This is a genomic window from Heyndrickxia oleronia (assembly GCF_017809215.1).
GTDB lineage: Bacteria > Bacillota > Bacilli > Bacillales > Bacillaceae_C > Heyndrickxia > Heyndrickxia oleronia.
Map to the genome: position 1 here is coordinate 2,771,134 of NZ_CP065424.1, position 26,721 is coordinate 2,797,854.

Consider the following 26,721-nt stretch of genomic DNA (forward strand, 5'->3'; position numbering starts at 1 on the left):
ATAAAATTACTTTTCCTAATTAAAATAAAGACAACTCAAACACCAGTTAATGTATTAATTATTCTACATTATTAAATTACTTCCTTTTTAAATATGGAAATATTAAAAAAAATAGGAATTCCCTCCAATTTAAGAAATAGTTCATGTAAAAATTTATGTATGGTAAGAAAAACAGTCTATTAATGTAATAAAGAGACAATAAGGAGGAATGGATGATGGAAATGATGTGGATTGCGATAGGTCTAATTGGTGCTGCCAATTTTAGGGGAAGGCTTAAAGAACTTTAAAAATCCCAATTTGAAAGGATTACTAGAAAGACTTGATGAAAATGACGAACATGAGCTACTTAATGAAAAAAGATGTTCACTATTTTATCGGTATTTCTAAAGAAGATGCTCAAGATTTACTTAAAGAACATCCATCTATCCCACATATATATAAGGTGATTTTCGTATTATTGTTGCATTTGTAAAAGCCCTACTGCCGGCTTTTACACCTAAAATCAGGGTACAGCGTTCTTACAAAGCGATCAGCTTTTTCTCTGTTAAATAAAGGACTAATTGATTCTCAACCTATTTTTATAAAGTTAAAACATTACCTAAACAGCAACAATGTTTGAGAAAAAGCATATTGAATTAATGGAAACATATATTATCCAAAAAACAAACTACGTAAGCGGCTAATGAATATTGGGTAGTAACATAATTGTACAGACTAAGCCTGTTCTGAGGACAAGGATGGTAAGGTATGAACTTTTTACCATCCTACAAATTTGTTATTAGCAAAGAGTTATTAGTCATTTATGTTAACTATCCAAATCATGTGGTCTGTTCCATTTCCCCAGTAATTCCGCAAGACATATTGAGGAATTCCAAATTTTTTCTTCCAAACCTTTTGCGCATTTGAATACCCACTATCCAAGCAAATTTTTTCTTTTCCACTTCGTTTGAGAGTTAGAACCATATTTTTTAAGAGTTTAGTTCCTATACCTTGCCTTTGATATTCAGGAAGGACAAATACTGTTCCAATTTCAACAAAATCCTTTAGCTCTCCATTTGTACATGCATTTATTAAGCTACTAGAAGGGCCATATTCGATAGATCCAATAATACAATCTTTACTTTCATCAATGGCAATTAAAAAATATCGATTTTCACCATTACTTTCAAGATCACTTTTTAAGTAATTTTTCTTACTTTCGATTTCACTTTTTATCTCTTCATGAAGATGAGATAACCCTTCTTTGGAAAAAGTATCGACAATGACGGTTTTAAAAAATTCATTGAGTTCTTCACTATCAGAAATAGTTGGTCTTCTTATATAAATATTATTATGTAAAGTCATACCTACCTCCACTAATGTTTTTCCAATTTAATTTATACTGTTCCATACAAAAATTCTTTCTCTAACCAATCACTCTTACGAATCTGATAATGATAATAAGATTGATTTTTGATTTCAATCCTATCAACTTGTTTAAAGCCACATTTTTGAATAACCCGATTAGATCCAATATTAAGGCGACTGCATTCAGTATCTCAACATTCGTATTCTTGAACAAAAAGTTTATTAAACCTCTGGCAGCTTCCGTTGTATATCCCTTATTCCGAAAATGTTTGGATATAGCATAGACAATCTCTCGATTAGGTGGAGGGAGCTCTTCCTTGAGTCCAGTTATACAAAAACCTATCAACTGATCAGTCTCCTTCAATATGATTCCAAGTCTCAAATATGTTTGATCATCAATAGCAGGAATTGCTTTCAAAAATGATTTGCCGGAATTTCATAGTTTATAAGCCAATCTAAACGCTGCTCTCTAGTTGTTCTGAAATCAGGTAAAAATGTATAAACTTCAGGTTGTGATGTAATTTCAACTATCGCATCAACGTCATCAATTGTATATTCACGTAGCAATATTTCACCACAGTCAATTGTTAATAACTTTTTCACTTTAATTTTTCTCCTATAGTTTTTTATCTCTTTTGGATTCTATCCCTATGAAGAAAGTTCCTGCTAAACTATTCAATTTCATGTCCATTATTTTCTGTTCAAAGTTTTTTATTTCATTCGTTAACTTTTTTCTTATTTAGTTAACAAAGCTTGGAATCTTGCATCTTTATGATAAAATATACTCAAAGTTGATGAATGGGAATTTTCTGATAATTACAGAGAAGCTATTTATATGAAAAATGAGAATTAGTAAACCCATACTTTAATAAGAATACAACTAAACTATTATATATTTTACTTTCATGCAATGGATCTAATGATTTAAATGATATGTGTAATCATAAATAAAAAACTCTATCTCAATACATGAAGGAGCTATATTTATGAAAAAACCAGAAATCATTTTAAATGTCTTCTCTTCACTGGACGGAAGAATTACTACTGCACCCGATAGAAACGTAACAGAATGGACAGCGGTTGGTATAGATGGTGATGCACATGAAGTAACTAACCAACTGTATGATGAGTTAGAATGTGATGGGTTGATATCAGCAGTGAAACACAAATGGTATATGGGAAGCATTGGATTGAACTTACGCAACCACTATATGAACCAAAGAATTCAAAAGCATATATCGTATTTGATGGCAAGGTAGAATTAATTGGTATCAAACAGAGGGTCTAATCGTCGTTACTAAAGAGAATGTAGCAGATGAATATATCCAACAATTAGACAAGAAAGGCATCACCTATATAAAAGCAGGCAATGGTCAACATGTCGATATAGAACTTGCTTTACAAATCTTATATAATATGGGTTTTCGAAAGCTTGGACTTAGTGGTGGAGGAACTTTTAATGGAGCATTTTTACGTCAAGGATTAATAGATGAAATCAGTTTAGTGATTGCACCTTTAGCAATTGGTGGAAAACATACACCAACCTTATTCGATTGTGAAGATCTTCAGAGATTGGATGATGTCACTAAATTAGAATTACAGAACATGAAGCCTATTGGAAAAGGATCAGTTTGGCTTCATTATAAGGTTCGATAAAATCTAGTATAGGTTTGTTCATTTCACGTAAGATTAATATACAATTTGTATCATACGTTTACAAAGCCTACTAAGAAGGCGGATTTCTTATAGGAAAAACTCGCCTTCCTTCCTTTTTTCTCTATATTAACTCCTTATTAATTTGATTAACATTTTTTCTTATTTCTAGTTTGTACATATTTTTGTGTCAAAATCCCCGCATTAAATACAGATAATATCATAATAAAGAAAAAGAGTACTCGAGTAAATAACGACTCATTATTACCTACAAAATCTATATGTGAAAAGTTAAAATATATAAAGCCAATAGCAGTACATAAGGATAAAACAAATTGTCCTTTGATTGACTTTATCATCGAACCCCTCCGTTTCGTTTTTCAATAAAATAACAAATTTAACGATCATTGATAAGTTTCATAAACCCTATCAACGATTAGTGTATCCTATACAATACTTAAAGTGGACCAGCTTCAAATCCAATCGGCCAGCCATCCTCTTTAAATTTCACTTTATATTGAAACGCATATGGATAATCTCCATATACAAAATGAATTGAAAAACCTAATAGAATGGAATCGTCAAAATTTACAATTCTACCAATGGTTATAGTTGATAAGTCATAATTGTCAATCTCTTGGGAAGGAATAAACTTCTTTAAATACACTAATGCTTTTTCAAGATGAATGCCTATTTGTTTAAATAGTCTATCTGCTAAAGATAGAAGTTCTTCGACTGGAGCTTCATTACTTCCATGGATGATAATCTCAACATCTTCCCATTCTCCGATATCCACGCTACAAAACCATTCTTTAAGTATCCACTCTTTCTCAACAATTGAAATGATATTCGATCTCTTCTTATATTCTCCTTCATTGACAAGCTCTTTAGAAAGGATCAGTTTTTCTTCTAATCTTTCTTTCATATTGTTTATTGTATATTTTGATAGATCCATATTTATAACACTCCAAACATTCATCATAAGAAAATTTCAATGCAATTTCCGACAACATTCTTCCAAATTACTTCCATTTTATTATATAGATTGATACTCCTTTTCTCCAGTATCAATTCAATTTTCTAGAAAAAAGTGCATTCCTACAACAGAAATACACTCTAATCTTTAATTTATTTTATACCAAAGGATTTATTCAAAATATCTGTAAAACTTTTTTTATCCACTTCTTTTTTATACACCTTACCGTCAATCCATTCTGTATATGATGTATCTGTTAGTGTTAAATTCCCGTTGTCTGTAAGGATAGTAATGAGGGGCTTTTTATTAAATGGAGATTCATCATGCTCAACGATAATTTTTTGTATTTCATTTAACGCAGCTACATCATTAATGGTTTCATTGGATTTGAAAGCGTACCCCATCTTCCAATCATCATCTTTATACTTTAATTTCATAAAGAAAATATAATCACCATGAACACTATTTTCTTGTTTTACGCGAAATCCTCCATTATCGGAAGAAACGATTTCTCCGTTAAGTGGAATAGGCTTAAGCGGTAAATTTCCTCCAAACCCTGTATCAACTAAAAAACGATGTTCATTATGTTTCACAATGATAGCTACATGTGTTTTTCCAATTGAATTCCATTCTTGTTTAACTTGATTATATATTACTCCACGAAATAAGGTTGCCTGGAAGCCATTCTCTAATAAAAATAAATAAAGAATCGCATTTAAATCATAGCAGAGTCCCCCCTGTTTCTTATGGAGGATTTTGTTTATTAAATTATTTTTTGTCAATTCAGAAGTATTTTTTGACATAATACATAAATTTTCAAATGGAATTGTTTTTGCTGTCTTTTCAAGAATGATATCTAAATCTTCAAACGTTATATTTTTATTAATAGGAAAACCTATTCTTTCACGAAATAATAAATTTAAGTTACTCATAAACCATTCCTCCTACTGTTATATTAAAAGAAAGAAGTGATCAATTAAAGAATAGTGCCTCTAAACAAGAATTTAGATCATTAATTATTATATATAAATATAGTATGAATCGACCTTTTCTTCTTATCCCCAAAAGACAAAGAAGCTAGCTGATAAGGAATCAGTTAGCTTCTTTAAAATTAATAGTCCTCACTTGACCAATGTCCAGGTCGGATGAGTGATTTTGGTAATTTAGTTCTCGAGTTGCCTTTTGCTGCGTTAATCTGAACTTGGGTCAAAAATATACTACCAGTCAGGTCAGCACCTCTTAAGTCTGCATCCCTTAAATCAGCTCCGATCATATCGGTCATTCTTAAATCAGCCTCTCTCAGATCTGCCGCTATGAGAAACGCACCTCTTAAATTTGCACCTTTTAGATCAGCACCTTTTAGATTTGATCCAATTAGATCCATTCTTTTACCGAGAAGTTTCTGATGCTTCCTTGATGTCTTAGAATTGAATTCACTTCCTTCACGTACAAGATCACTTGTACGCAAAAGTAATCGATTAATCTTTTCCCTATGTAAAGGAATATCTATACCAATCAGTGAATCCGGATCAAGTTCAGAAAGGATTTCTGTTTCCTCCATCGCTTTGCGAAGATCATTATGGATACTTTTCGTAACTTCTAATGACAAAGCCTGAGTAAGGTACCAAAGCATTTCGTGAAGTTGTTGAACAATTGGGAAAACCCTAAACATCTGCCTCGCTGTCTCTTGAGATTCACGCCAATCATTCCCTTTAAATGTAACTTGAGAAACCTTTTGTCCTGCTCCTAAGCAATCAAACACCGTACAGCCCCGAAATCCTTTTTGTCTTAAATCACGATGGATTTGACAACGAAAATCATTCTGTAAGTTTGGGCAAGGCTTTCCCCCTTCTTTGTCTATAGCAAAATCTGTTGTTGCCGCAAATGGTAACGCAACACAGCACAAACCGAAACAATTCCCACAATCTGCACGTAGATGTGCATAGGTAAAATCTTCTGATGAATCTTGTTGATTGGACAATATTTGCACTTCCTTTGAGTAATATTAAATTTTTCTACTTTTAATAATCAATGTAGTTGGTATCATTTTTGCTTTTTCATAAGAATACCAGCCATTTACATGCTTCGGTATGATATCATCACTTATACATACGTCCTCAATCATTTTCTCAATCATAAAGCCATGACTAATTAACGAATTAATGTAGGTACTAAGCTTGAATTGCTGCATCATGGCTGGTGAACTCCATGCCTCATGATCATATGACCCTTCCTCATGATATGATTTAATTAGTCTTAAATCACCGTCATTGTTCTTGATTCGATTATAGAGTGGGTGTTCCCAACTGAAAATAAACGTGCCACCACTTTTTAAATACTTATTTATATTGTCTAAAGTTTTTTCTAAGTTTGTGGTCCAACCCAGCGCATAGATGGAAAAGACAATATCAAAATATTGATGTGGTAAACCCGGATCCTCTTCCATTGGTGATTCTAACAACTTCACATCAGACCGAGTATCTTTTAGTACTTCTGCTGCTGTATTAATTTGAGCTGTAGAGAGATCGATTCCCCAAATCTCTTTAGCTTGTTGTTCATCTAAATATTTCAATGAATGACCACTTCCACAGCCGATTTCCAAAATTTTTTTATTCGTTACATCTCCAAATAAGTGGAGATCATCCTCAAAAGGAGCCAATGGTCCATACTCAGGAAGAGGATTTCTTGCAAAGAAACGATGCGCTTCTTTATCCCAACTGGTCTTATTTTTTTCTAGTGAATTAATCATATATTCTAACCTCCATATCTCATTAGAATATATGTTCTATTAAATATTCATTTTTCCTGCCAAAGAAAAAATTTTAATTCAACTCTACTTTAAATATAATTCCAAGCTTTCATACACTCTTCCATACTGATCAACACTTGTGCTAATTACATCGAAGCCGAAACTTTCAAAAAGTTTCTTAGATGCTGTATTATATATAAATATTTTCCTCACCACTAATTTACTCCAGTTAAGTTTTCTTGCTCTATCGATTAATAATCTCAATACTTGTTGCCCATAACCTTTTGATCTATACTTTTTAACTCCAATTACAATTGGTAGCATTTCTTTTGATAGTGTAGCATCACCGATAGGAATCCATTCTTCACTCTGCTTGATTTCAATAATATAGACTTCACCTATTTTACTAAGGTAAGAATACATTTTATTAATCGTTTCTCTAGTATAGGGATTTGTTCCTTTTCCCTCAGAATAATAAAGAACTTCTCTATCTTGATACCAAGGGTAGGCTATCAAAATGTCATGAGGTAGACGAATTGGCCGGAGTCGAATCTTATCATGAACTAACATAAATTAATCATCACTCCAAATTTATGGCAAGATACTACCTTTTTGTAATAAAACCTTTTTCGGATAGTTTATTACTTTAACAAACGCTCAATTACCAGCATTTACACCTAAAAATGGCTTTCAAAAAGAGTCTATAATAATATAAAATTGACATCTTATTTATTATAATCCTAAACCGTTATTTTGTATCCACTGAAAAGGAAGCTACTGATCTATTTAACTGTTTCTGTCTATAGGAAATGCAACTGTTCAAGAATAATATACATGAACATATTAACAGTGCAGAAACAGGGTTTATCCATTCTGCAACACTCCCTGCAAATCCATTTGCAAAAATCACTACAATTCCCGTCAGAAGAAGCCCACCACTACTTACTCGAGCTAAAAATTGATTAGGTGTAACCATTTGTCTTGCTGCTCCATTAATAACAAATGCCATGGACAAAGCTCCATCAAATAGTAGCATTCCTATAAACGCAAACCACAAATTAGCTGAGAAACTGACAATAATAATACCACAGCTCGAACACAATAATAATGTACCGTAAAGTAAATTCCAATGAGCATTCTTCAAAAGCTTCATCATAAATATTCCAATAATATTTCCCACTCCCGCTCCGGAAAGTAGAATTCCCGTTTGGCTAGCAGATAACTCTAAATTTTGCTTTGCAAGGATAATAACAAGTAAAGTAATGGAGTGGGTAATAAAATGAAGGACTAGATGATTCAATGTAATAAAACGTTGAATTCGTGTAGAAAACAACATCTTTATACCTTCAACGCCTTGGTTAAATAATTCTTTGGACCATAAAGGCTCATTGTTATTTCTTAAATCACGATTAGTTACTGTGATTAGCATTAAACTAATAAATGACAGAAAAAAGGAAAACGCATCGATTCCTAATGTAGCTGCTGCACCCATTTTAGATAAGGCGATACCTGCTAATACTGGTCCAATTAATGTACTAATCGCATCCGCACCTTCCATATAATTGTGGACATCGACCAGATGATTTCTCCCTGCAACCATCGGAAGGAGCGAGTGAAAGGCTATCCGAAAAAATAATCCTGCTAATCCTGTTACTAACAATATAGTCATTATTAAAAAAAGATTAAATTTCTCCGCCATTATAATGATGACGAGGAGGGTCATTGTTACCGTTCTAATAAATTCTGCATACATCGCAGTCTTCTTCTTTGACCTTTGTTCGATAATAACACCTGCTGGGAGCGATAAAAATAATGGTGCTATTTGCGTACTTATAGCAACCAACGCTGCCTTCATAGGTGAATGAGTGATCTGTAAAACCATCCAAGGAATCACTAGTTCACTAAATCTTCCTCCAAAAATCGAAACAACCTGACCTAACCATAAAAAAAGAAAGTTTCTTTCTTTAAACATAATCATACACCTCAATTAATCATTCTTTATTAAATTGTTTTATCGTATTTTTGATGATTACATTGGGCGTGATCCTCTCTAATTAAGATGGCTAGGTCATTATTTAAAAATCATTTTATATGAATCACAAATAAAAGTGAAGAATTTTCCAAATTTGATTATACTTTTTTCGGTGTTTTCGGTTCATTAAATTCGAAATTCCATAAAAAAACAAGAAGCACCTCATTGGTTACTTCTTGTTATGACTTTTTGCATTAATGTGTTCTCAAACTTACGCAAAAAACGTTAATACTAATATTAAAATAATTGGACCAAATATACAGAGATAACCAATAGGATTTGCAAAATTCATTGTCCAGCCGACTCCAAACCTCTTTTCAACAAAAATAGATGGATCATTTTTATTAAAATAGAAGAGTCCACCCTTCCAATATTGATCATCATTCATATCTACAATTCCTTCTATTGGTGAAATATTTAATTGATTATCAGATTTTCCCACTTTTACTGAGAATATAACTGTGCCAATTAAAATTAAAATTAAAAATATGAATGGAATAAACATTACATAAGCGTCAGACATTAAACCTGTATGAATTGTCGTTAGCTGTAAAAAGGCAAACAGCATCGAGATAAGAATACTAACAATAAACAAAAACCAACTTGAATACTTTCGTAAGGTTAGTTGACGAATCCGAGATGCATCGGTACTAGTTGCACTTAATTTTATTCCAGATTTCTTGGTCATTTCATTTATACCTAAAAACATAAATTGCATTACCAATAATATGAGAGATAAAATATGGACAGAAAAAGGATTCTTCTCTGTAAAGGAATCTGGTTTGCCATCCGGTCCCCAGTGCATTGGAATTTGTTGAGGCAAATGCTTATATTGAATCAATGTATAACCAATCACTCCTAATGTAACTACCATCGGAATGATGTATATATACCATGGGAGCATTTCATCTTGTGAACGAACTGCTATGTCTGTAATTCTAACCTGTTTAACATTCTCTCCCCATTTCTTTGATTTTTTAAGTTGAATCGTTTTTGCGTGAAAATAAAAATATAATGACATACTTAGAACAATAACCCCAAACTGTATAGCTACCCCTGTTAACACAAGAAATTCCTCAGATGCCTCTCCCTTTAATACCCAAAAAGTATAAATAAGAATAGCAATGACTGATAGCAAAAATACTGTTCTTGAATATCTTCTTTTATAAGATGAAAGGGTTAAATTAGTAATGTATTGATCTGGAATGGTTACCCCAAACACTACGGTTCGTTTAACTAAATACGGAAGTGCTGTTTGTATTGCGATAATAAACAACATTAGGATTAAAAATACCGATATCAACATCTCGCTTCCTCCCTTTTTACCAATGTTTATTTTGGCTCTCCCTTTAAATCTAAAATGATAGATTGAATATTTTCCCGAATTTGCTCTTTAGTCATCCCCAAAACTAAGGCTTCAGCAACAACTAGTTTAAATTCTTCCTTTATTCTCATAAAGTGATGGGCTTCTTTAACTATAACATCTGGCGAATTAATAACTGCTCCAGACTTTGGAATGATCCTAATTATCCCTTTTCTCTCTAACTCATGATAGCTTTTATTGACAGTATGCATATTTACGCCTAAGTCTGCCGCAAATGATCTTACTGATGGAAGAGCATCACCTGGCTTCATCTCACCTCTCGCTATACCTTCGATTATTTGATTCGTTAACTGAGTATATATCGGGATATCTGAATGAGGCTCAATTTGAATGATCATAACTTACCTCCATTCTGTTCTATTCATATTATAACAAACTTGTTATACAAAGTATAGAACAATCTTCCTGTTTTTTCAAAAATAAAAGCCTCTTTTTAACAAAAGAGGACTGAAAATTTATTGAATCAATTATTTTCGAGTTTAGAATTACGCAACCAACATTTTTCTGTTTAAATGAACTTTTTTCTAATGATATTGTTTATTTAAGATAATTGACTACAGCTGTTGAAGATTCCAAACCGGTGCCCCATTTTATTCATTCAAACTTAACTTATGATAGTTTCCATTTTCACCTTCTCAATATGGCCACTCATACAGGATATTTTTGTATCATCTCTTCATTATTTTCACGGATTAAGTAATGAATGTATTGAAGTATAAATGCCCTCATTTAGTTAAATCTTATTTTACATGACTATCGAGCGGCTCCTTTTCCCTATTTTCTACAGCTTCCCAACCTTTGCAAACATCTACCCATTCTTTTGCAAAGGAGAATTGAAATAATTCATCAATAGTTAATTCAATTGCGGAATTTGTGCTTCCACAAGCAGGGAAAACAGTATCGAATCGTTTTAATGAAACATCTAAAAAGATGTCTAAATCTTTTTCTAATCCAAATGGACAAACCCCACCAATCATATGTCCAGTTTGTTCTAGTACTTCTTCCGGTGATAGCATACGAGCTTTCATGCCAAAAGACTGGCGGAATTTCTTGTTATCAATTTTTGCATCGCCAGCTGCAACAATTAAAATGGCATTTTCTCCTTCTCCTCTGAAGGATAATGTTTTTGCAATTCGGGCTGGTATCACACCAATTGTATTAGCAGCCTCTTCAACAGTCGCACTGGATGTTTCAAATTCCATTATATCCTGTTCTCGATTCCACTGGTTAAAATGATCTCTAACACGTTCAAGTGACATCATTATCATCCTTTCTTTTTCCATGTGTTTAGGAAAATATTAGCATATGTTATAGTAGGATAGAAATAAAAACGATTGATCATTCATCTTATGGCTCAAAACCATGTTTACTGATTAAAACCTGATCTTCAGAAAATACTTGTATAAACCTTTCATAAATTTTCCTATATGCTGAAGGACTATACCATTCTTCCAAGTTAAGTGTTTCATATTTCGTTTTTATACCAAGTCTACTTGTCCTCTTTCCACCGCTACCATCCCCCATAAAAAAATCATCAATACATACACGGTCTACGATTGAACGTAATTGATGAGGAAACTCTTCACTACTAGGTAGAACCGGTGCGATAGTAGCTTGGATTGGAATTCCTGCTTCACCTAATAATTGTAATGTCTTGAGTCGTGCCTTGATAGGAGGTGCTTCTGGAGTAAAATGTTTACGAATAGATTCCTGATCTGTTTCAATCGTCATACTTACCCTCACTTTTTCTTTTAATTGCTGTAGTAAGTCAATATCTCTGCGAACAAGTGGACTTCTTGTTTGAACAAATAAAAAATCGGGTGATTCTTCAACCATTACTTCAAGCAATGACCTTGTTATCTTCTCCTTATATTCAATGGGTTGATATGGGTCAGTACTGGAAGACATGAAAATGGTTACCCTTCCTTTTGACTTTGCTCTTTTAAGTTCTTTTTTTAGCAACGTAGCTGCACCATTTTTTATATCGACCCATTCTCCCCATTCACCTTCATGAAATAGAGATACGGGCATCTGTCGCACATAGCAATAAGTGCAACCAAATGAACAACCCGTATATGGATTAAGTGTGTGGGAATAACCTGACAAAAAACCTGTTCCTTTGTTTAGAATGGATTTGGGATGTTTATACATATAATCTTTCATGCTTTATCCTTTCTATATAGTACTCCTTTTACTTTAGGGACTATATGCTTATACTATCAAACCTGTACAAATAAATAAGTCACGCTGTTACAAAATGAATCATTCTTTTCTCTATCATTGTAAAGGAAAATTGACAATGTTTGAAGAAATTAGATATTAATACTGATGAAGCAAAAACTATCACTATAGGGAGGATTCGATGAGTATTTTCATGAAACAATTAATTTACATGTGATAAAAGCGTGTTTATTTATCGTTTTTTTTAAAGAAATTTTCGAAAGTCGAAAAAGGAATAACACAATTAAAGAGAGAAAATCAGATTGGAGCTAGCTTTCCTAATATAGGTTTATGTAATGATAATTTATGAGGAGGAGACCTTTACTCTTATAGATGAAAGAATATGGAATAGCATTTAATAGATAATCATACATTTATATCAAGTATTCTTCTTTTTCTTCAAGGCTGTTTTCGTATAGTTGTTAATTTTGCCTTAGCCCATCTACCGGCTTTTACGTGGTATTTTGGAGTGTGCAGCTCTTTCAGTGAAATGAAAGATTAGCGGTATTCAACTAATCGTTATTTAATTAAGACATACGATAAATAACAATAATGTTTACAAGAACCTTCTTCAAAAAAAATAAGGAGGCTTTATATGAAATTACTGGACCCCTCAACATTTCCAGATTGGGTATCACCTCATTCCGTTCATTGGTATGAACAACTAAGTAATCTGCAAGGAAAATATGAGTATCCCTGGAATTCCATATACTCAGAACCTAATGGTGAAACTACTTTTGATAAAGAAGTAGCTAGAATGATTAAAGAAAAAAAGGTGCTAGATATAGGCTGTGGTCATGGAGAGTTTACTATGAAGTGTAGTCACTTAGCGAAAGAGATTACTGGATTTGATATGACTGATCGATTTATAAAAGTTGGAAATGAAAATAAGCGCCCAAATATGTCGTTTGTAGTTGGTAATTCTAAAGATCCTCTTCCTTTTAACCAGGAAGCATTTGATTGTGCATATAATCGAAAAGGGCCGACATCCTCCTATCTTTCTCTTAAACAAGTAGTAAAAAGTGGTGGAGAAATTTTGGGACTTCATCCAAGTGATGAGATGGGGAAAGAATTGCCACAATTATTTCCTAATTTCTTTTCACCGTCTCAAGGCACACCTATTTTAAACACTTTAAAGCAAAGACTCGAACAAAGTCATTTTTCCTTTGCAGTCGTAGAAATTGTCAATAGCCTCGAATATTTACAATCTCCAATAGACGTTATAAAATATCGCTGTTTTGGGCAAAATCCTAACATATTTCATAGGATAAAAGAAGAAAACATTGACGAAATAACAAGGATATTTAAACAAAACACATCGGAAAATGGCCTACCAATTACTTTTTCACATTATATTGTTCGAGCTGTTGTTTAAACAAAGCATTTACCATTAATCGATAAGCAACAAATTTTTAAGAATGAAGCTACGTATGGATCGGAACAATTAATGATGAAGTAAATTTATTTCTGAAAAAATAAATTCTAATTCATTCCAATTGTCACCGATCCACTTATTTTCCTCAAAAAATCGTTGTAATGTTTTCTCTACACTCTTTCCTGCTCTAATCCAACTAGATTCCTTCCACCATGTTAACCGTATCGATCGTACCAATTTTTGTAAAGTTATGTCACAATAATCACGATAACCTTCAAAATATGCAGATACAGGCTCTAACTGTAGATAATTATCCTTTAAACAACAAGATAAAATGGCTCTGGATAAGTCAAACTCCGGAAACACATAGTTCATTCGATCAAAGTCGAGGATTGCTGCAACCTGATTTGATGTAAACAATACATTATCAACAAATAAATCCCAATGTGCCCAGCCTTTTTCACATTGAGAAAAGTGTTCTAAATGCATCCGTTTAATAATCTTCCGTTGTTTTTCCAATATAGGTAGAACGATCTCATCTTTTAATTTTATAGCTTCGTCCCATCTACTCAGCCAATTATCCATCATTTTTTTTTGGAAGGAATCTCCCAATGTAAAGGCAAATCAACTTGCCTTTTTGTATTTAGTAATTTGTGCATTTTTCCTATAATACTTCCTAAACTATCCATTTGGTCGATTGTAGCAGAACCTGCCTCAATCATATTCCCATTTTTTAGTTCCATTAAAACAAATCGTTCACCGCCTATTGAATACTGTACATACTTTTTCTCATAAATAAATAGTTTAGGACATGGTATCCCATTTTCATATAAATAGGCATGCTGGTTCAAAAATCGTTCCAATCCATCTAACATTTCGTCTGGATAACGTTTTTTATTGTATTGCTTTACAAAAAAGTTCCCCTTATCCGTGTATATTTTCCATTTATAATTCAGATAACCTTTATTGATCTTTTTATCACTCAAAATATCTAATTTATATCTCATTTTAAGGGTATTAAAAATATCTTCTTTAATTTGTTCACAAGTTTTTTCTTCCATGTTCAATTCCCCTAATAGATATTTAATATTTTATTTATATTTATTAATATCGTCATTTTTAGGATAACGATATACGATAAATCAATAATATCGCAACTTATCTGAATCTTCCGTAGCCTCTTAATGATCTATTATTCACATCGAATATAAGAAAAGGACCGTCTTAATAGACGGCCCCGAGGATTTAACTTGCACTATCAATCTAATTCAATCACATAGATAATATTATCTTACTTACGTTTGCGCAATAAACTAATCAAAGCAAGTAATATAGCAATAACTGAAAGCACTATTGGTAGCCAATTTGTGCTCGCATTATCAGCTTCTGTTTTATTGCTATCCTTGTGATCAGAATGACTGCTTTCCGCATGAGGTTTTACTGAATCGCCTTCTTGGATTTTTGTTATTGAAGCAGGCTCATCAGATCCAGCAGGTCCAACCCATTCTACCACTGACCCATCTTGATATGTTTGTAGTGCCTTCCAGCTCACTTCCCCTGGCTTACTCGGGTTTGCACCGATAAATGAAAACTCAACAAATTCTCCTGACTTAATCCCACCATTATTAGCTTTCCATACAACAGCAGTGATCTTATCATTTTCATTTTTTTCTAATTGATAATCCCATCCAGTCATTGGAAGTACCGAAACAAGATCAACATCTTTGGGAACTTCGAGCTTAATTTCTGTTGTATTGATCTCTTTTTCTACTGGTACTCGAACAGTATATTTTTCATATGCATTAGTTGTACTTACATCTGGTTGTACGGTCACATGTGCATCTGCTACCACAGGTACGATAAGAAATAATGCGAACATCATTAATATGATTGACATGATTTTACTTTGTTTTTTCATTCCACTTTCCTCCAAACAATTAATTCATCTTTATTCATTTCTACTTAAATTGACAAATACTTGATCCTTCCACTCTTTACTCTCCATTTCAGTATACTCTGCCTGTATAGTCATATCCCAAGTACCTGACATTGTAAATGGTAGTTCAACCTGATAAACTCCATCTTTTTTAAGTGTTGCTATAAAAGGTCCAGATTTCATACCATGCTTTGGCATTTCCATAGAAACTTGTACTCTATCAGGCGCATGATTTTCAGAAGCAGGAAATGTTAATGTCATCTTTTGATCTCCCGCTTGTAATTTAGCGATTTTCACTTGAACTTTTTCTTGTCCAGAGGTTAAAACACTATTATAAGATTTGCTTGGTATTGGATATGCAGATTGGCTTAGCCAAACACCCAAAAATATTATCACCAATGCAATTAGCCATTCGATCCGTAGTATTCGTGGAGTGGAAAATCGCCCAATCTTTTTCCATTTTAATGTCTGATACAATGCAAAGAGTAGCATTAATACGACAAGAAAAATTTTAACAAATAAAATCGTACTCCAATTTCCCCACTCTGTAATGACAGTGGACCATCCAGTTTGTAAAATGACCATAATGATTCCAGAGATTATGACCATTATTGAAGCTGTTAGAACATTTTTTACGAAAAACGAACGGAATGTAGTCGATAGTTTTTCCTTAGAGAACAATTTATTTCTAATTAGATAGATTACTAAATAGCTCAAGGCACCAACCCATAGTGCGATTGATAGTTGGTGAATAGTCCGTGGAACTGCAGCTATATAAGGATGCTCCATTCCCCAAACATGCCCGCCAAATGCAGGTATAATAACCAGTAAAAACCAAATAACTAGATACCATGCTTCCACCATTTCAGGTATGAAAAGTAATATGATAAGTAGAAGCTGAACTGCAACCATAACAATGAAAGGAAAATGAATTAATAAATCCCATCGTCCATGGATGATAGTTTGAAATAAGCCATCAGGTAATGACAACGTGTAAACCAGCAATTCCAATATAGTTCCTAGTAATAGAATGAAAGAACTTATTAGTTTAACTTTTTTTGGTAATATATCTTGTTCTACGAATTTCTTCCTTTTAGCTAGTAAATGAAACCAATATAATCCTCCTCCTATTAATAAGAGGATTTCAACAATTGTTCTAGTTGCTACTAAAAGAGGAATGGAACTTCCGTCTTTTGATTTAATTGATTCCGCCCCACCCTTTGTTTCCTTACCAACCGCAAACATATATGACCCGCTAACAGGGTGGCCATCTAAGGATACTACACTCCACTGTACGGTATAGGTTCCTTGCTTAAGGTTTGGCAAATTTATATGTAGCACCTTGGAACGCTTCTCTCCGCCAACGGATTGTTTTGAAATTACAGGCTTTGCATTCCAATCATATATCGTAATATCTGCCAAATCCTGTTCAATCGGTTCATTAAAACGAAGCTCTAAAAACTTTGGAGAAGAGTCGGTAACCTCCATCTTTTCAGGTGTCGTCTCAATAAGTGTCGAGTGTGCTTCTGCTTTTGGTACTTGAATAAATATAAGCGAAAATCCGATAAATAATGTAAAGAATATAGGTAAAACATTTTTTATTTTTTTAATAAGTGTCCCCTCCTTATCTAGTAATCTTTTTTGCTCTGGAAACACTTGTATTTATTGATTGTGACATCCAGTATCACCATTCATTTTTTTTGCTACCACTTCCATTGCCTCTTGAAATCCATAAATATTCCCACCAAAACCTTTTACAAATTTTTCAGCATGGTCTCGATTTTCAAAAGTAATAATGTGCGGCTGGCAGCAGGAAATATTCAAGCATGTATCCAAAACATACCATGTTAGAAGTGCACTAATTGTTGTATTGGTGAAAAAATCATGACAAATTGCTTGTAGTACTTCATCTCCCAATTGACGATGTCGTAATAAACCACAATGTGCACAGCAAGCTGTTTCGATTTTGTCATTGGCAAGAATTAAGCGATACGCCATTTTCTGATTATTTGGTTTGTGGCAAAAAACACAATGGCTATGATCTGGTAAACTAGACTCTTTCTTTTCAATTAAGGAAATTCCACCAAATGTTTTCGTCACTAACCCTTCTTCAACTAATGGTTTAATATCCCGATATATCGTCATTTCTGATACATTAAATTGTTCGCTAAGTTCACTAATCTTCAATGTTTTTTTCATTTGGATAAGTAATTTTATTTCTCTTTGTCTTTCGATTGGTAACAATACAATCACCTCTCTTTTAACTTTATGTTCCCTTTTAACAAACAATCACAAATTAAAAAACAAAGCTTCTGTTTACCTTTTCCCATTATATACTAAAATCACCTATATACTTGTGATATTTATGTGAACTTATGTTGCAATCAAACATAATATAACAAATAATAAAAGATTCCCATAATGTGAGAATCTCTATTTTATAAAAAAATTGTTCTAAGTCTTTTTTAGTTACCGGATAAATACAGGTGCCAGTTATGCTTTTTTTTGTCTGCTTAAAGTTTTTATACTTAAGGATTTTCTCTACTATTGTATCTCGCAATATAAGTCGATTAGATGCAAGCATATAATAACAAAGTCCTTCATCATTTCTTCCTAACCTAAAAAAGGCTGCAATAGATCATTCTATTAACAGCCTTCTAGATTAATGGTTTATTTTATCAATTGCTTGGTCTCCATAACAACCACACTGCTTAATCCAACTAATCCGATTAAATTCGGAATTGCCATGAGGCCATTAGCTATATCAGAGAATGTCCATACAATTCCAAGTTTTAAATTTGCTCCAACTGCTATCATCATGATAAATATATAACGATAATAACGAATCGCTTGACGACCAAATAAATACTCGATACATTTTTCGCCATAGTAAGACCAGCCTAAGATGGTAGAATAGGCAAATAAAATAATAGCTATTCCAAGTACCATACTTCCCGCTTGTCCAAATACTGATTGAAAAGCTAAAGTAGTTGCTTCGACTCCTGTCTTTCCTGACTCCCATGCACCTGTTGTAATTAACACAAGGCTTGTAATGGTACAAACAATGAATGTATCTAAAAAGGTTCCCGTCATTGAAACTAGGGCTTGTTTTGCCGGAATATCTGTTTTAGCTGCTGCTGCAGCAATCGGTGCACTTCCTAATCCCGCTTCATTGGCGAATACTCCTCTTGCCACCCCCATTTGAATTGCTGAAGCAATGGTTGCTCCAACAAAGCCACCAGCAGCAGCCGTTCCATTAAACGCACCAGAAAAGATTAGCGAAAACGCCTTTGGAACTTGATCCAGATGATAAATGATAATAATTAAACCTGCTATAATATATACAAAGGCTTTTATGGGAACAAAATAGCCTGTCACCTTGCCTATCGCTTTTACTCCTCCTAGGATAACAATAGCAATAAATATAGCCATTACTATACCACTAATTAAGGGTGAGACTGAAAAATTAATTCTCATTGCCTCAGCTACGGAATTAGATTGTACTAAATTTCCTATCCCAAAAGAGGCGGTGGCACCAAAAATAGCAAACAAAATCGCTAACCATTTTTGCTTAAGCCCTTTTTCTAAATAATACATGGGGCCTCCTGAATATTCGCCATTTGAACCAATGATACGATATTTTACAGCTAGAATGGCCTCTGAATATTTGGTAGCCATGCCAAAAAGCGCTGTGACCCACATCCAAAAAACTGCACCTGGACCACCAATTGTTATGGCCGTTGCCACACCGGCAATGTTGCCCATACCAATCGTTGCTGCCATCGATGTCATAAGTGCTTGAAAATGACTAATATCTCCTGTCGTGGACTGATCCTCAGATCGACCAAAAGCCAATCGAAGAGCATGAAATAATTTACTAAACTGTAAGCCTTTCAGACGTACAGTAAGAAGAATTCCTGTACCTACAAGCAGGATTAATGTTGGAATTCCCCATACATAATCATTGATGTGATCTAACATTTGACTTACTCTTTCCATATCTATTCTCCTTTACAAAATAAAAAACCACTTCATCTAATGAAATGGTCTCTGGAGAACAAGGCAAAGAAAAATAAACCGATTCGGTATCGGTCTTTCTCGCTTGTCTCTGTCCTTTTTACCTGAGAGATTATCACGTCTCTATTAAAAGACGGATTTACTCCTTCGGTGCTCGTTTTCCTCCAATGGGAGGGAGTCTCTCCAGAGATTCGTCCCCGTATAGTTTACTTATTGATTAAGACCTGAGAGTTTCAAAGCTGTCCGACCAGCTCCTTGCCCCATCGGTAGATCGATACGACCTTCTCCTACACGGTTCATCCGAATGCTATGAAATTAATAAAATTAATTATAAACGTATAAAACGATAAGTCAAGAATGATAATTTGGTAGAATAATATTTTTGATAAGATGGTTCCATCCACTTTTTGTAAATAAACTCTTTCAATCGATTCATTTTGATTGTAAAATAATGTTCAGAATGTAAAAACACAATTCGGTTGGTAGTCCGAATGCATCACATATGATGTCAGTAACCTTCCCCTCCTCGGGATGTCCGTCATTCTAATATTTATTAGAGGAGGGACTATCATGAAGTTAACCATATACTATGATGGTCAATTTTATGTAGGACTTGTTGAAACTGTATCGAATCATCATTTAAAAGCCTATCGTTATATTTTTGGAAATGATCCTAAAGATCATGAGGTATTAGACTTTATTTATCAAGACTTACCTCGGTTAATTGCAAACCAGCAACAAAAAGGAATACCGGTTGAAAAAAAATCTTTAAAGAAAATTAATCCAAAGAGACTTCAAAGGATGGTATCAAAAGAATTAAAGCAACTAGGTACTTCAACAAAGGCACAGGATGCTATAAAAGAAGAGTACACACATCGTAAAAAAGAAAAAATAATAAGAAACAAACAATTTAAAGAGGAACAAAAGGAATTAAAAAGAAAGTTAAAAATTCAAAAGAAGAAAAATAAACACAAAGGTAGATAACATGATTTCAAGCTAACTAACAATTAACCTTGTTAGTTAGTTCTTTTTAGTGCTCATTTGCAAAACACTGCTACCTAACTCCCTGCCCTATTTTAATTGGTTCGAAGCTTCTTCCTTTCCCAAACTAAACCCTTCAAATAATTGTCCTCCAAAGGGTTCTAAAATGTGATTAACTAGACATATCACCTTATTTTTATCTCCCGTTTTATAATAAGTATCAAACGCATCTACAAATAATTCAGCAAAATGAATATCATAATTTTTTAATGCCCGAACGGTCCATTTGGATGTGCCGACCCAGTGTTGATTCGTTCGCAAAACAAATTCACTTACCAATTCAGCTAACCTATTTGCAATAAATATTCCTTCTTCTCGTTTTAAACAACCAATATAATCTTCCAGTATATCCGTTAAAAAATATCGTTTTATACGTATGATCTCCTCAGACCACTTTTCAGGTCCATGCGCTAAAAGTACATTCGCTTCATTTTTAATTGTCGCGATGATTCCTTCGTCTTTTATTACAATCCCTTCTGAAACCATTTTTGGTAAAGAAGGCATTGCTCTGTCCCTATCACTATGAAAAAAAACTTGATAAGATGTTAAGTTATGTACAAAAGCTTCAATTGCCCAACCATACTCTATGAAAGATTCTCGATACGAAGAAGAAAAGTTTTTATCAAAAATCAAAACATCAAGATCAGATGTTTCCGTTTCTTCACCACGAACAACACTACCTGCCAAAACTGCAGCTTGGCACTTAGGAAAATACCTATTTACAAATTTTAATGCAGCATCCTTAGGACTTAACCTCATTATCATCACCTCAACAAAAATTAATCTAAACCTATGCTTATTTCGTCATCATACCTTTTACTTCATCGATTGCTTTTGTTTCATTTACTTTTTTAAAAGCCTCGATACTATCAATAAAATAGCTTTTAGCCTTCATTTGCTCTCCTTTTGATTTGAATATTTCTCCAAGGCCACGATAAGAACATCCTAGACAAATCATGTCTTGGGATAGATGTGCAAAGTGTAGTGATTCTTTCATAAATTTTTCAGCATTAAGGTAATCTTTTTTATAGAGATTGTTTTTGTAAAGATTGTTGCTTTTGTAAAAGCCCTATTGCCGGCTTTTACACCTAATAAAAAATTCAGTGGTTCTTATGAGCTTGTAGCTCTTTTCTCAGTGAAATAAGGGGGTGAAACCTTTTCAACTGGATATGTATAAATAAACACTTTACTTAAATAGTAACAATATTTGAGAAAAGAGCCTTTATTTAAAAATATCATACCTTGTTCATAAAAATTTGCCGACATGCCTACAAAAAAATCCGGAAAATATTTTTCTAACATTTGTTGTTCATTTTGAAATAGGAGGAGTGCCTCATTAAAATTTTTTGCAAGTCTTTCTACCATTCCAAGTTGATGTAATGCAATAGCTTCAAATTTTTTATTTAAAGATGATTGGGCAATTTCGATCAATTCCATATATATTTTTCTTGCCCCATCAAAGTCATTATTATGGCTTTTCACATAACCTAACCCATGCAGTATATTACGATATTCCTGCGATTTCTTATCTTGTACTTCTCTTAAACATTCACGATATATTTGCTCAGCCTTGTCTAATTCCCCGTTATCAAAATAAGTAAATGCTTGATTTATTTTCTCATTCATTTTCTTCATTGCTTAATTGTATTTCCCCCATTCTTTTCTTTATAAAATAACGCTTTTAAAGCAAATTTAGGTAAAATTAATTGTCTCCTCCATCTTGATGGTTGCTGGATTAATCGATAGAGCCATTCTAGATTTAACTTTTGCCATATTAATGGTGCTCTTTTAACTTTACCTGAAATAATGTCAAGACTTCCCCCTACACCAATCGCAATCTTAGCATTCAGCTTATTTTTATACTTGTATATAAAGTGTTCAGCTTTTGGTGCACCTGTTGCAACAATCAAAAAATCAGGTCCTAAAGAATGTATTTCTTCAACAATCCTTTGTTCCTCTTCATCCCTATAAAATCCATGATGCCTACCAAGAATGGTAACTTTTGGGTATTTTGAATGGATGATATCCATTGTTTTTAAGCTAGTTTGTTCATCTGCCCCTAAAAAATAAAAAGACCATTTTTTCAGATTTCCCATTTCTAGTAACCTAATTAACATATCACATCCAGTCACTCTTTCCGGAAGCTGCTCCCCTTTTATCCTAGATACCATAATAATCCCAATACCATCCGCTGTAACCAGCCCAGCTTCATCAATAATTTTCCTTAATTGCTGATCACTTTGGTATGACATAACGATTTCAGGATTACCAGTAACTACATGAAAGAGCTCTGATTTGTTTCTATTTACAACATCATTTAGAATTTGTAGACTCTCATTTAATGTAAGTTTTGGAAATGAGATTCCCATAATTTTAGCTGATTGATTCATTTTGCCATTCTCCTTTTTTCAGTTCCATTTTTTTACCTCTATCTTCCTACATTCTTTAAAGTCCCACTTTTCTCCTTCATTTAATACTCAAATAAATTTATATACTAAGTTGAAAACAAATTATTTCAACATCTAATAATTAAATGTTAAAATAAAACTGTAAAAGGTTCTTTATTAAGAAATATGGATTATTTAAAACCTTTTATTATTTTTATATTTAAGGAGATTAAAAGATGGGACGAGTAGAAGGAAAAATTGCTTTAGTAACTGGTGGAGCATCAGGTATCGGCTTATCAGCAGCTACCTTATTAACAAAAGAGGGTGCTAAAGTTGTCATTGGTGATTTCAATGTAGAAGGTGCAACTGAAGCCGCAGAAAGAATTATTCATTCAGGTGGAGAGGCAATTGGTATATTTTTAGATGCTTCCAAAGAAGACTCTATCAAAAAAGCGGTGGATATAACTGTTGAAAAATATGGAAAAATTGATGTTCTATATAATAATGTAGGCTTAACAAATCTACAAAAAGATGTAGATGTAGTCAATATGGATCTTGAAGAATGGGATCGATTGATGAATGTCAACACTAAAAGTGTATTACTTGGGAGTCGATATGCCATACCACATATGATTAAAGCTGGTGGCGGATCGATTATAAATACTGCATCTATGGCTGCTTTTGCAGGAGATGCAACCCGTTCAGCCTATGGAGCATCAAAGGCTGCAGTAGTAAATCTTACTCGTTATATCGCTGCACAGTATGGAAAGAATAATATTCGCTGCAACAGTGTAGCACCTGGACTTATTCTAACACCAGCTGCAAAGAATAATATGCCAGAACCAGTATTAAGTATTTTTGAAAAATACAATGCCCTACCATATCATGGAGAAGCTGATGATATTGGTTATACGGTTCTTTTCCTAGCCTCTGATGAATCAAAATTTATTACTGGACAAACCATCCAAGTTGAAGGTGGCCATTACATGGCAAATCCAAGTATTGCTGATTTTCAAGCGTTAATAGGTTAATTAATTGTTAGGCATCATATATATTTATATGTCTTTATATTTTCCATGAATATATGGTGTCTAACATGCCCTAGTGACTGCATATCCCAAAAATAAACTTGAAGGCTCTCCTTCTCTTTTTAGTCTTTTTAAATCCTTCCTCCGAGTCAATAATCCAAACTGTTTTTGATACCCAAATTCTATAATAATCAAATTTTTATGTAACTTGCACTCATATACATTTTGATCAAATCCATATAACAGTCGTAGAGATGAAGTATTCGTACCAAACCGTTTTGCACCGATCTCAAGTATTGAGATATTCATATTAATTCTCCCTTTTTCGAGATTATTTATCCAAAAGGCATTCATTACATTTTCCGAAATATTCACTATACAAGTCTTTAAACACTTTTACACTATTTAAAAATGCTTGATTATATTGACTATTGTCCTCTACCGACCAACACGTAGCTAACACAGCATGTGCATAACCCCATAATAGAATTCTTTCTTTATTAAGTTTTAATACTTCTACAAATACGTTAATCCTCTTATTTATTACCTCTAACACATTTTCATCTGGAAGATTGTTTAATAAAAACTGGATAATATCATATTCTCTTTCACCAATTAATCCTTTTGGATCGATGGCAATCCATGAGTCATTTCCATCATTTAAGATGTTGTAATGATGAAAATCACCATGAAGTAAAAACAATTTCTCCTTCTTACTATTCAATAAACTAAAGGTGTTTACTGCGTGATAAAGATCTTTCTTTGAAAATGGACCGAAACCATTAGGGTGCTTATTATAAATTTTCCAAAACTGCTCTTCTCTCTCAGAAATTTTTGGGATATAAGCACTTTTAGGTACATGAGTCCATAATTTTTTAGCTATATTTGCAGCAATATATGTTTTTTCTACATCATTATCTAGAGTAGCAAGTGTATTCCCTGGATGTAGCCTTTCTAAAATAAGAATTCCTTTTTCAAGGTCTACATCGAGCATTTTCACCATGCCTCTTCCATCAAATAAAGATAGTGCCTCTACCTCTGCTTGAAAATCCTTACCTGGTATTACAAGTTTCACTACCAGCTCAGTACCATCTATTCTAATGGCAGGTGCTACAAAATTATATGACAAATCAAACGGCTGTAGTATTTGTAATTGCCATCGTTCCTCACATTCCTCAATTAACCTGTGAAAATCGTGTAGCCATAAATCCCCCTTTTTCTTGTGAACTGATTTTATCGTTTTTATAAAATTAATAGGTAGTTGAATCATATATTTCCCCCTTACATATATTCAAATTGGCTTGAACATTACTAAAAATAATTTCATCAACATTATGAAATAGATTTACAAATGATTCACTAGTCCAATTTTACAACTATCTTAATAATGAACTGGAAACCAATCCTTCACATGTTTCAATCAATCCATATTCGTTGTATTTTAGGAATGTTATCTTCAAATACTAAGCTATATACATCTGGATTCGATAATTGGTGCCATTGTTTAAATCCAAAAGATGGTTGAAAATGCTTGATCATTAAAGCCATTAAATTCCCATGAGTGACAAGCATTATATGATTGGAACTACATGTTAAAACGTCTTCGATTACTGTGATTCCACGATTCATCGCCTGTTTACTTGATTCACCACCTGGATAACATAAATCTAGCTCTGTGAATGAATCTTCAAGCATCTCTAACCAATTAGAATGGTCTTTAGAACTTAAAACTCTTTCTGATAAGCGTTCATCCTTAATAATTTCTTTACTGATTGTTTGTGCAAATGGTGTTGCAGATTTAATTGCCCTCTTATAGGGACTAGAAATGATCATATCAATATTTTTATTCAAAAAGTATTCTGAAAGTAAAAGGGACTGTTCGATACCTTTTGGGGTCAGATCAGCATCAAACTTTTGCCCCTCAGCCTGACAATGCCTTACAAGATAAATAATTTTAGACATCTTTTTCTCCTTTTATTGATTCATGCGTTAACTATAGTGTCTTTGCAGTTGTTAAGGATTGTTTTATTTGATAATCTCTGTTTCAATCATTCTTTAATAAAGGAATCACACTCTCATGATTATATAGTTTCATGGTTTCACATATTTGTTTCGGAAGGAGATCATCAATTGAATTTTGTAAGTCAACCAATGCTTTATTAACAAATCCATTTTCAAACCGATCAAGTGATTCAGGCAACTCATCTTCATCCAGAACATAGTGTTGTCCATCCGGAAAAACTAAAACATCAATAATCAAATCCTCAAATGACAAAACTCTATCCTTCACATATGTATTTTTTACAATATTAAAATAAGCTCCTAAATAATTCCCCAACAGATCTCTCCATATATATAAATTATAGGGACGATCACACCAATAATAGGCAAGGGTATAACTTCCTTTAGGGATAGTTAATTGATTATTACTAGTTTTCATCGTAAAGGATTCAGCGATTCTATGAAATAAAACGACTTTTTGCTGGTTCGAGTTTAGTAATAGACAAGAATGTTCCACAATACTAGAATCATAACGGATTTTTCTTTCTATTATTGTCTTTGGTGTGTATATCATG

The 26,721-nt window shown here is 33.2% G+C and carries 30 protein-coding genes, 1 pseudogene and 1 riboswitch; of the genes and pseudogenes, 6 read left to right on the forward strand and 25 right to left on the reverse strand.

Features of this window, described 5'->3' with window-relative positions; genetic code table 11:
* Positions 1-322 precede the first annotated feature (322 nt).
* The gene (locus I5818_RS13875; protein ID WP_169846935.1) at positions 323-472 is read left to right on the forward strand and encodes a hypothetical protein; all 150 of its coding nucleotides are present in this window, start codon (positions 323-325) and stop codon (positions 470-472) included.
* 320 nt (positions 473-792) lie between these two features.
* On the opposite strand, the gene I5818_RS13880 is transcribed toward I5818_RS13875, so the two are convergent.
* A complete protein-coding gene (locus tag I5818_RS13880; RefSeq protein WP_058005415.1) occupies positions 793-1,344 on the reverse strand; it encodes a GNAT family N-acetyltransferase in 552 nt (183 codons plus the stop codon).
* Between the two features lie 32 nt (positions 1,345-1,376).
* Positions 1,377-1,950 (reverse strand): annotated as a pseudogene (locus I5818_RS13885) (GNAT family N-acetyltransferase).
* A 383-nt stretch (positions 1,951-2,333) separates the two neighbouring features.
* Between I5818_RS13885 and I5818_RS13890 the strand changes: the two are divergent.
* The gene (locus I5818_RS13890) at positions 2,334-2,606 is read left to right on the forward strand and encodes a hypothetical protein (RefSeq protein WP_071975793.1); all 273 of its coding nucleotides are present in this window, start codon (positions 2,334-2,336) and stop codon (positions 2,604-2,606) included.
* 28 nt (positions 2,607-2,634) lie between these two features.
* Entirely contained in the window at positions 2,635-3,003 is a 369-nt protein-coding gene (locus tag I5818_RS13895; RefSeq protein WP_268876197.1) for a dihydrofolate reductase family protein, read from the forward strand.
* 454 nt (positions 3,004-3,457) lie between these two features.
* Here I5818_RS13895 and I5818_RS13900 read toward each other — a convergent pair whose 3' ends face one another.
* The 10 genes from I5818_RS13900 to I5818_RS13945 form a co-directional block, all read right to left on the reverse strand.
* On the reverse strand, positions 3,458-3,955 hold the full coding sequence (locus I5818_RS13900; protein ID WP_235849887.1) for a hypothetical protein: 498 nt from the start codon (positions 3,953-3,955) through the stop codon (positions 3,458-3,460).
* 173 nt (positions 3,956-4,128) lie between these two features.
* Complete coding sequence (locus tag I5818_RS13905) at positions 4,129-4,908, reverse strand: arylamine N-acetyltransferase family protein (RefSeq protein WP_209391762.1); 780 nt, start codon at positions 4,906-4,908, stop codon at positions 4,129-4,131.
* A 179-nt stretch (positions 4,909-5,087) separates the two neighbouring features.
* The gene (locus I5818_RS13910; RefSeq protein WP_078110060.1) at positions 5,088-5,957 is read right to left on the reverse strand and encodes a pentapeptide repeat-containing protein; all 870 of its coding nucleotides are present in this window, start codon (positions 5,955-5,957) and stop codon (positions 5,088-5,090) included.
* Between the two features lie 24 nt (positions 5,958-5,981).
* On the reverse strand, positions 5,982-6,725 hold the full coding sequence (locus tag I5818_RS13915; protein ID WP_058005927.1) for a class I SAM-dependent methyltransferase: 744 nt from the start codon (positions 6,723-6,725) through the stop codon (positions 5,982-5,984).
* A gap of 84 nt (positions 6,726-6,809) precedes the next feature.
* Positions 6,810-7,295 (reverse strand): GNAT family N-acetyltransferase, encoded by a 486-nt coding sequence (locus I5818_RS13920; protein ID WP_058005926.1) that lies wholly within the window; start codon positions 7,293-7,295, stop codon positions 6,810-6,812.
* Positions 7,296-7,473: 178 nt separating this feature from the next.
* Positions 7,474-8,697: an MFS transporter gene (locus I5818_RS13925; RefSeq protein WP_169846900.1), complete on the reverse strand. Its 1,224-nt coding sequence runs from the start codon at positions 8,695-8,697 to the stop codon at positions 7,474-7,476.
* 271 nt (positions 8,698-8,968) lie between these two features.
* Positions 8,969-10,063 (reverse strand): DUF1648 domain-containing protein, encoded by a 1,095-nt coding sequence (locus I5818_RS13930; RefSeq protein ID WP_209391763.1) that lies wholly within the window; start codon positions 10,061-10,063, stop codon positions 8,969-8,971.
* A gap of 26 nt (positions 10,064-10,089) precedes the next feature.
* On the reverse strand, positions 10,090-10,479 hold the full coding sequence (locus tag I5818_RS13935) for a GntR family transcriptional regulator (RefSeq protein ID WP_058005923.1): 390 nt from the start codon (positions 10,477-10,479) through the stop codon (positions 10,090-10,092).
* Positions 10,480-10,881: 402 nt separating this feature from the next.
* Positions 10,882-11,400, reverse strand: coding sequence for a YbaK/EbsC family protein (locus tag I5818_RS13940; RefSeq protein ID WP_058005922.1), 519 nt, complete (start codon positions 11,398-11,400; stop codon positions 10,882-10,884).
* 88 nt (positions 11,401-11,488) lie between these two features.
* Entirely contained in the window at positions 11,489-12,304 is an 816-nt protein-coding gene (locus I5818_RS13945; RefSeq protein ID WP_078111093.1) for an SPL family radical SAM protein, read from the reverse strand.
* A gap of 652 nt (positions 12,305-12,956) precedes the next feature.
* On the opposite strand from I5818_RS13945, the gene I5818_RS13950 reads away from it, so the two are divergent.
* Positions 12,957-13,736 (forward strand): class I SAM-dependent methyltransferase, encoded by a 780-nt coding sequence (locus tag I5818_RS13950; protein WP_078111092.1) that lies wholly within the window; start codon positions 12,957-12,959, stop codon positions 13,734-13,736.
* Between the two features lie 69 nt (positions 13,737-13,805).
* On the opposite strand, the gene I5818_RS26270 is transcribed toward I5818_RS13950, so the two are convergent.
* From I5818_RS26270 to I5818_RS13980, 6 genes are all read right to left on the reverse strand, one after another.
* A complete protein-coding gene (locus tag I5818_RS26270; protein WP_078111091.1) occupies positions 13,806-14,324 on the reverse strand; it encodes a phosphotransferase in 519 nt (172 codons plus the stop codon).
* Complete coding sequence (locus I5818_RS26275; protein ID WP_078111090.1) at positions 14,321-14,797, reverse strand: phosphotransferase; 477 nt, start codon at positions 14,795-14,797, stop codon at positions 14,321-14,323. Before I5818_RS26275 ends, I5818_RS26270 begins: the two co-directional genes overlap by 4 nt.
* 230 nt (positions 14,798-15,027) lie before the next feature.
* Positions 15,028-15,654, reverse strand: a complete 627-nt coding sequence (locus I5818_RS13965; protein ID WP_058005917.1) for a YcnI family copper-binding membrane protein — start codon at positions 15,652-15,654, stop codon at positions 15,028-15,030.
* A 30-nt stretch (positions 15,655-15,684) separates the two neighbouring features.
* Positions 15,685-17,328, reverse strand: a complete 1,644-nt coding sequence (locus I5818_RS13970) for a copper resistance protein CopC (protein ID WP_078109974.1) — start codon at positions 17,326-17,328, stop codon at positions 15,685-15,687.
* Between the two features lie 6 nt (positions 17,329-17,334).
* Positions 17,335-17,916: a DeoR family transcriptional regulator gene (locus I5818_RS13975; protein ID WP_071975778.1), complete on the reverse strand. Its 582-nt coding sequence runs from the start codon at positions 17,914-17,916 to the stop codon at positions 17,335-17,337.
* 426 nt (positions 17,917-18,342) lie between these two features.
* Positions 18,343-19,671: an alanine/glycine:cation symporter family protein gene (locus tag I5818_RS13980; protein WP_078109975.1), complete on the reverse strand. Its 1,329-nt coding sequence runs from the start codon at positions 19,669-19,671 to the stop codon at positions 18,343-18,345.
* 99 nt (positions 19,672-19,770) lie between these two features.
* Positions 19,771-19,886: riboswitch (glycine riboswitch) on the reverse strand.
* 373 nt (positions 19,887-20,259) lie between these two features.
* Between I5818_RS13980 and I5818_RS13985 the strand changes: the two genes are divergently transcribed.
* Positions 20,260-20,673, forward strand: coding sequence for a YjdF family protein (locus I5818_RS13985; RefSeq protein WP_058005913.1), 414 nt, complete (start codon positions 20,260-20,262; stop codon positions 20,671-20,673).
* Between the two features lie 87 nt (positions 20,674-20,760).
* Here I5818_RS13985 and I5818_RS13990 read toward each other — a convergent pair whose 3' ends face one another.
* From I5818_RS13990 to I5818_RS14000, 3 genes are all read right to left on the reverse strand, one after another.
* Positions 20,761-21,489 (reverse strand): nucleotidyltransferase domain-containing protein, encoded by a 729-nt coding sequence (locus I5818_RS13990; RefSeq protein WP_078109976.1) that lies wholly within the window; start codon positions 21,487-21,489, stop codon positions 20,761-20,763.
* A gap of 351 nt (positions 21,490-21,840) precedes the next feature.
* Positions 21,841-22,365: a tetratricopeptide repeat protein gene (locus I5818_RS13995; RefSeq protein WP_071975774.1), complete on the reverse strand. Its 525-nt coding sequence runs from the start codon at positions 22,363-22,365 to the stop codon at positions 21,841-21,843.
* Positions 22,362-23,120 (reverse strand): WecB/TagA/CpsF family glycosyltransferase, encoded by a 759-nt coding sequence (locus I5818_RS14000; protein WP_058005910.1) that lies wholly within the window; start codon positions 23,118-23,120, stop codon positions 22,362-22,364. The genes I5818_RS13995 and I5818_RS14000 overlap by 4 nt, the downstream gene beginning before the upstream one ends.
* A gap of 233 nt (positions 23,121-23,353) precedes the next feature.
* Between I5818_RS14000 and I5818_RS14005 the strand changes: the two genes are divergently transcribed.
* The gene (locus I5818_RS14005; protein WP_071975773.1) at positions 23,354-24,148 is read left to right on the forward strand and encodes an SDR family NAD(P)-dependent oxidoreductase; all 795 of its coding nucleotides are present in this window, start codon (positions 23,354-23,356) and stop codon (positions 24,146-24,148) included.
* A gap of 60 nt (positions 24,149-24,208) precedes the next feature.
* Here the strand turns inward: I5818_RS14005 and I5818_RS26495 are convergent, their stop codons facing one another.
* The 4 genes from I5818_RS26495 to I5818_RS14025 all read right to left on the reverse strand — a co-directional run bounded on the left by I5818_RS26495 (position 24,209) and on the right by I5818_RS14025 (position 26,720).
* The gene (locus tag I5818_RS26495) at positions 24,209-24,454 is read right to left on the reverse strand and encodes a hypothetical protein (RefSeq protein ID WP_058005908.1); all 246 of its coding nucleotides are present in this window, start codon (positions 24,452-24,454) and stop codon (positions 24,209-24,211) included.
* A 22-nt stretch (positions 24,455-24,476) separates the two neighbouring features.
* Positions 24,477-25,415 carry an aminoglycoside phosphotransferase family protein gene (locus tag I5818_RS14015; RefSeq protein WP_078110750.1) on the reverse strand — a complete coding sequence of 313 codons (939 nt, stop codon included), beginning with the start codon at positions 25,413-25,415 and terminating at the stop codon, positions 24,477-24,479.
* 146 nt (positions 25,416-25,561) lie between these two features.
* Complete coding sequence (locus I5818_RS14020; RefSeq protein WP_058005906.1) at positions 25,562-26,107, reverse strand: histidine phosphatase family protein; 546 nt, start codon at positions 26,105-26,107, stop codon at positions 25,562-25,564.
* Between the two features lie 82 nt (positions 26,108-26,189).
* Entirely contained in the window at positions 26,190-26,720 is a 531-nt protein-coding gene (locus tag I5818_RS14025; RefSeq protein ID WP_058005905.1) for a ribonuclease FAU-1 family protein, read from the reverse strand.
* Between the last annotated feature and the right edge of the window lies 1 nt (position 26,721).

What these genes read in the sequence shown, in the direction of transcription:
- I5818_RS14000 (WP_058005910.1), bottom strand. Translation starts at nt 23,120, where the DNA reads ATGAATCAATCAGCTAAAATTATGGGAATCTCATTTCCAAAACTTACA.
- I5818_RS14015 (WP_078110750.1), bottom strand. Translation starts at nt 25,415, where the DNA reads ATGATTCAACTACCTATTAATTTTATAAAAACGATAAAATCAGTTCAC.
- I5818_RS13930 (WP_209391763.1), bottom strand. Translation starts at nt 10,063, where the DNA reads ATGTTGATATCGGTATTTTTAATCCTAATGTTGTTTATTATCGCAATA.
- I5818_RS13980 (WP_078109975.1), bottom strand. Translation starts at nt 19,671, where the DNA reads ATGGAAAGAGTAAGTCAAATGTTAGATCACATCAATGATTATGTATGG.
- I5818_RS13945 (WP_078111093.1), bottom strand. Translation starts at nt 12,304, where the DNA reads ATGAAAGATTATATGTATAAACATCCCAAATCCATTCTAAACAAAGGA.
- I5818_RS13890 (WP_071975793.1), top strand. Translation starts at nt 2,334, where the DNA reads ATGAAAAAACCAGAAATCATTTTAAATGTCTTCTCTTCACTGGACGGA.
- I5818_RS13985 (WP_058005913.1), top strand. Translation starts at nt 20,260, where the DNA reads ATGAAGTTAACCATATACTATGATGGTCAATTTTATGTAGGACTTGTT.
- I5818_RS13900 (WP_235849887.1), bottom strand. Translation starts at nt 3,955, where the DNA reads ATGGATCTATCAAAATATACAATAAACAATATGAAAGAAAGATTAGAA.
- I5818_RS13965 (WP_058005917.1), bottom strand. Translation starts at nt 15,654, where the DNA reads ATGAAAAAACAAAGTAAAATCATGTCAATCATATTAATGATGTTCGCA.
- I5818_RS14020 (WP_058005906.1), bottom strand. Translation starts at nt 26,107, where the DNA reads ATGTCTAAAATTATTTATCTTGTAAGGCATTGTCAGGCTGAGGGGCAA.
- I5818_RS26275 (WP_078111090.1), bottom strand. Translation starts at nt 14,797, where the DNA reads ATGGAAGAAAAAACTTGTGAACAAATTAAAGAAGATATTTTTAATACC.
- I5818_RS13905 (WP_209391762.1), bottom strand. Translation starts at nt 4,908, where the DNA reads ATGAGTAACTTAAATTTATTATTTCGTGAAAGAATAGGTTTTCCTATT.
- I5818_RS13920 (WP_058005926.1), bottom strand. Translation starts at nt 7,295, where the DNA reads ATGTTAGTTCATGATAAGATTCGACTCCGGCCAATTCGTCTACCTCAT.
- I5818_RS13990 (WP_078109976.1), bottom strand. Translation starts at nt 21,489, where the DNA reads ATGAGGTTAAGTCCTAAGGATGCTGCATTAAAATTTGTAAATAGGTAT.
- I5818_RS13925 (WP_169846900.1), bottom strand. Translation starts at nt 8,697, where the DNA reads ATGTTTAAAGAAAGAAACTTTCTTTTTTTATGGTTAGGTCAGGTTGTT.
- I5818_RS13915 (WP_058005927.1), bottom strand. Translation starts at nt 6,725, where the DNA reads ATGATTAATTCACTAGAAAAAAATAAGACCAGTTGGGATAAAGAAGCG.
- I5818_RS26270 (WP_078111091.1), bottom strand. Translation starts at nt 14,324, where the DNA reads ATGATGGATAATTGGCTGAGTAGATGGGACGAAGCTATAAAATTAAAA.
- I5818_RS13880 (WP_058005415.1), bottom strand. Translation starts at nt 1,344, where the DNA reads ATGACTTTACATAATAATATTTATATAAGAAGACCAACTATTTCTGAT.
- I5818_RS13935 (WP_058005923.1), bottom strand. Translation starts at nt 10,479, where the DNA reads ATGATCATTCAAATTGAGCCTCATTCAGATATCCCGATATATACTCAG.
- I5818_RS14025 (WP_058005905.1), bottom strand. Translation starts at nt 26,720, where the DNA reads ATGATATACACACCAAAGACAATAATAGAAAGAAAAATCCGTTATGAT.
- I5818_RS26495 (WP_058005908.1), bottom strand. Translation starts at nt 24,454, where the DNA reads ATGAATATCTCAATACTTGAGATCGGTGCAAAACGGTTTGGTACGAAT.
- I5818_RS13940 (WP_058005922.1), bottom strand. Translation starts at nt 11,400, where the DNA reads ATGTCACTTGAACGTGTTAGAGATCATTTTAACCAGTGGAATCGAGAA.
- I5818_RS13875 (WP_169846935.1), top strand. Translation starts at nt 323, where the DNA reads ATGAAAATGACGAACATGAGCTACTTAATGAAAAAAGATGTTCACTAT.
- I5818_RS13995 (WP_071975774.1), bottom strand. Translation starts at nt 22,365, where the DNA reads ATGAAGAAAATGAATGAGAAAATAAATCAAGCATTTACTTATTTTGAT.
- I5818_RS14005 (WP_071975773.1), top strand. Translation starts at nt 23,354, where the DNA reads ATGGGACGAGTAGAAGGAAAAATTGCTTTAGTAACTGGTGGAGCATCA.
- I5818_RS13950 (WP_078111092.1), top strand. Translation starts at nt 12,957, where the DNA reads ATGAAATTACTGGACCCCTCAACATTTCCAGATTGGGTATCACCTCAT.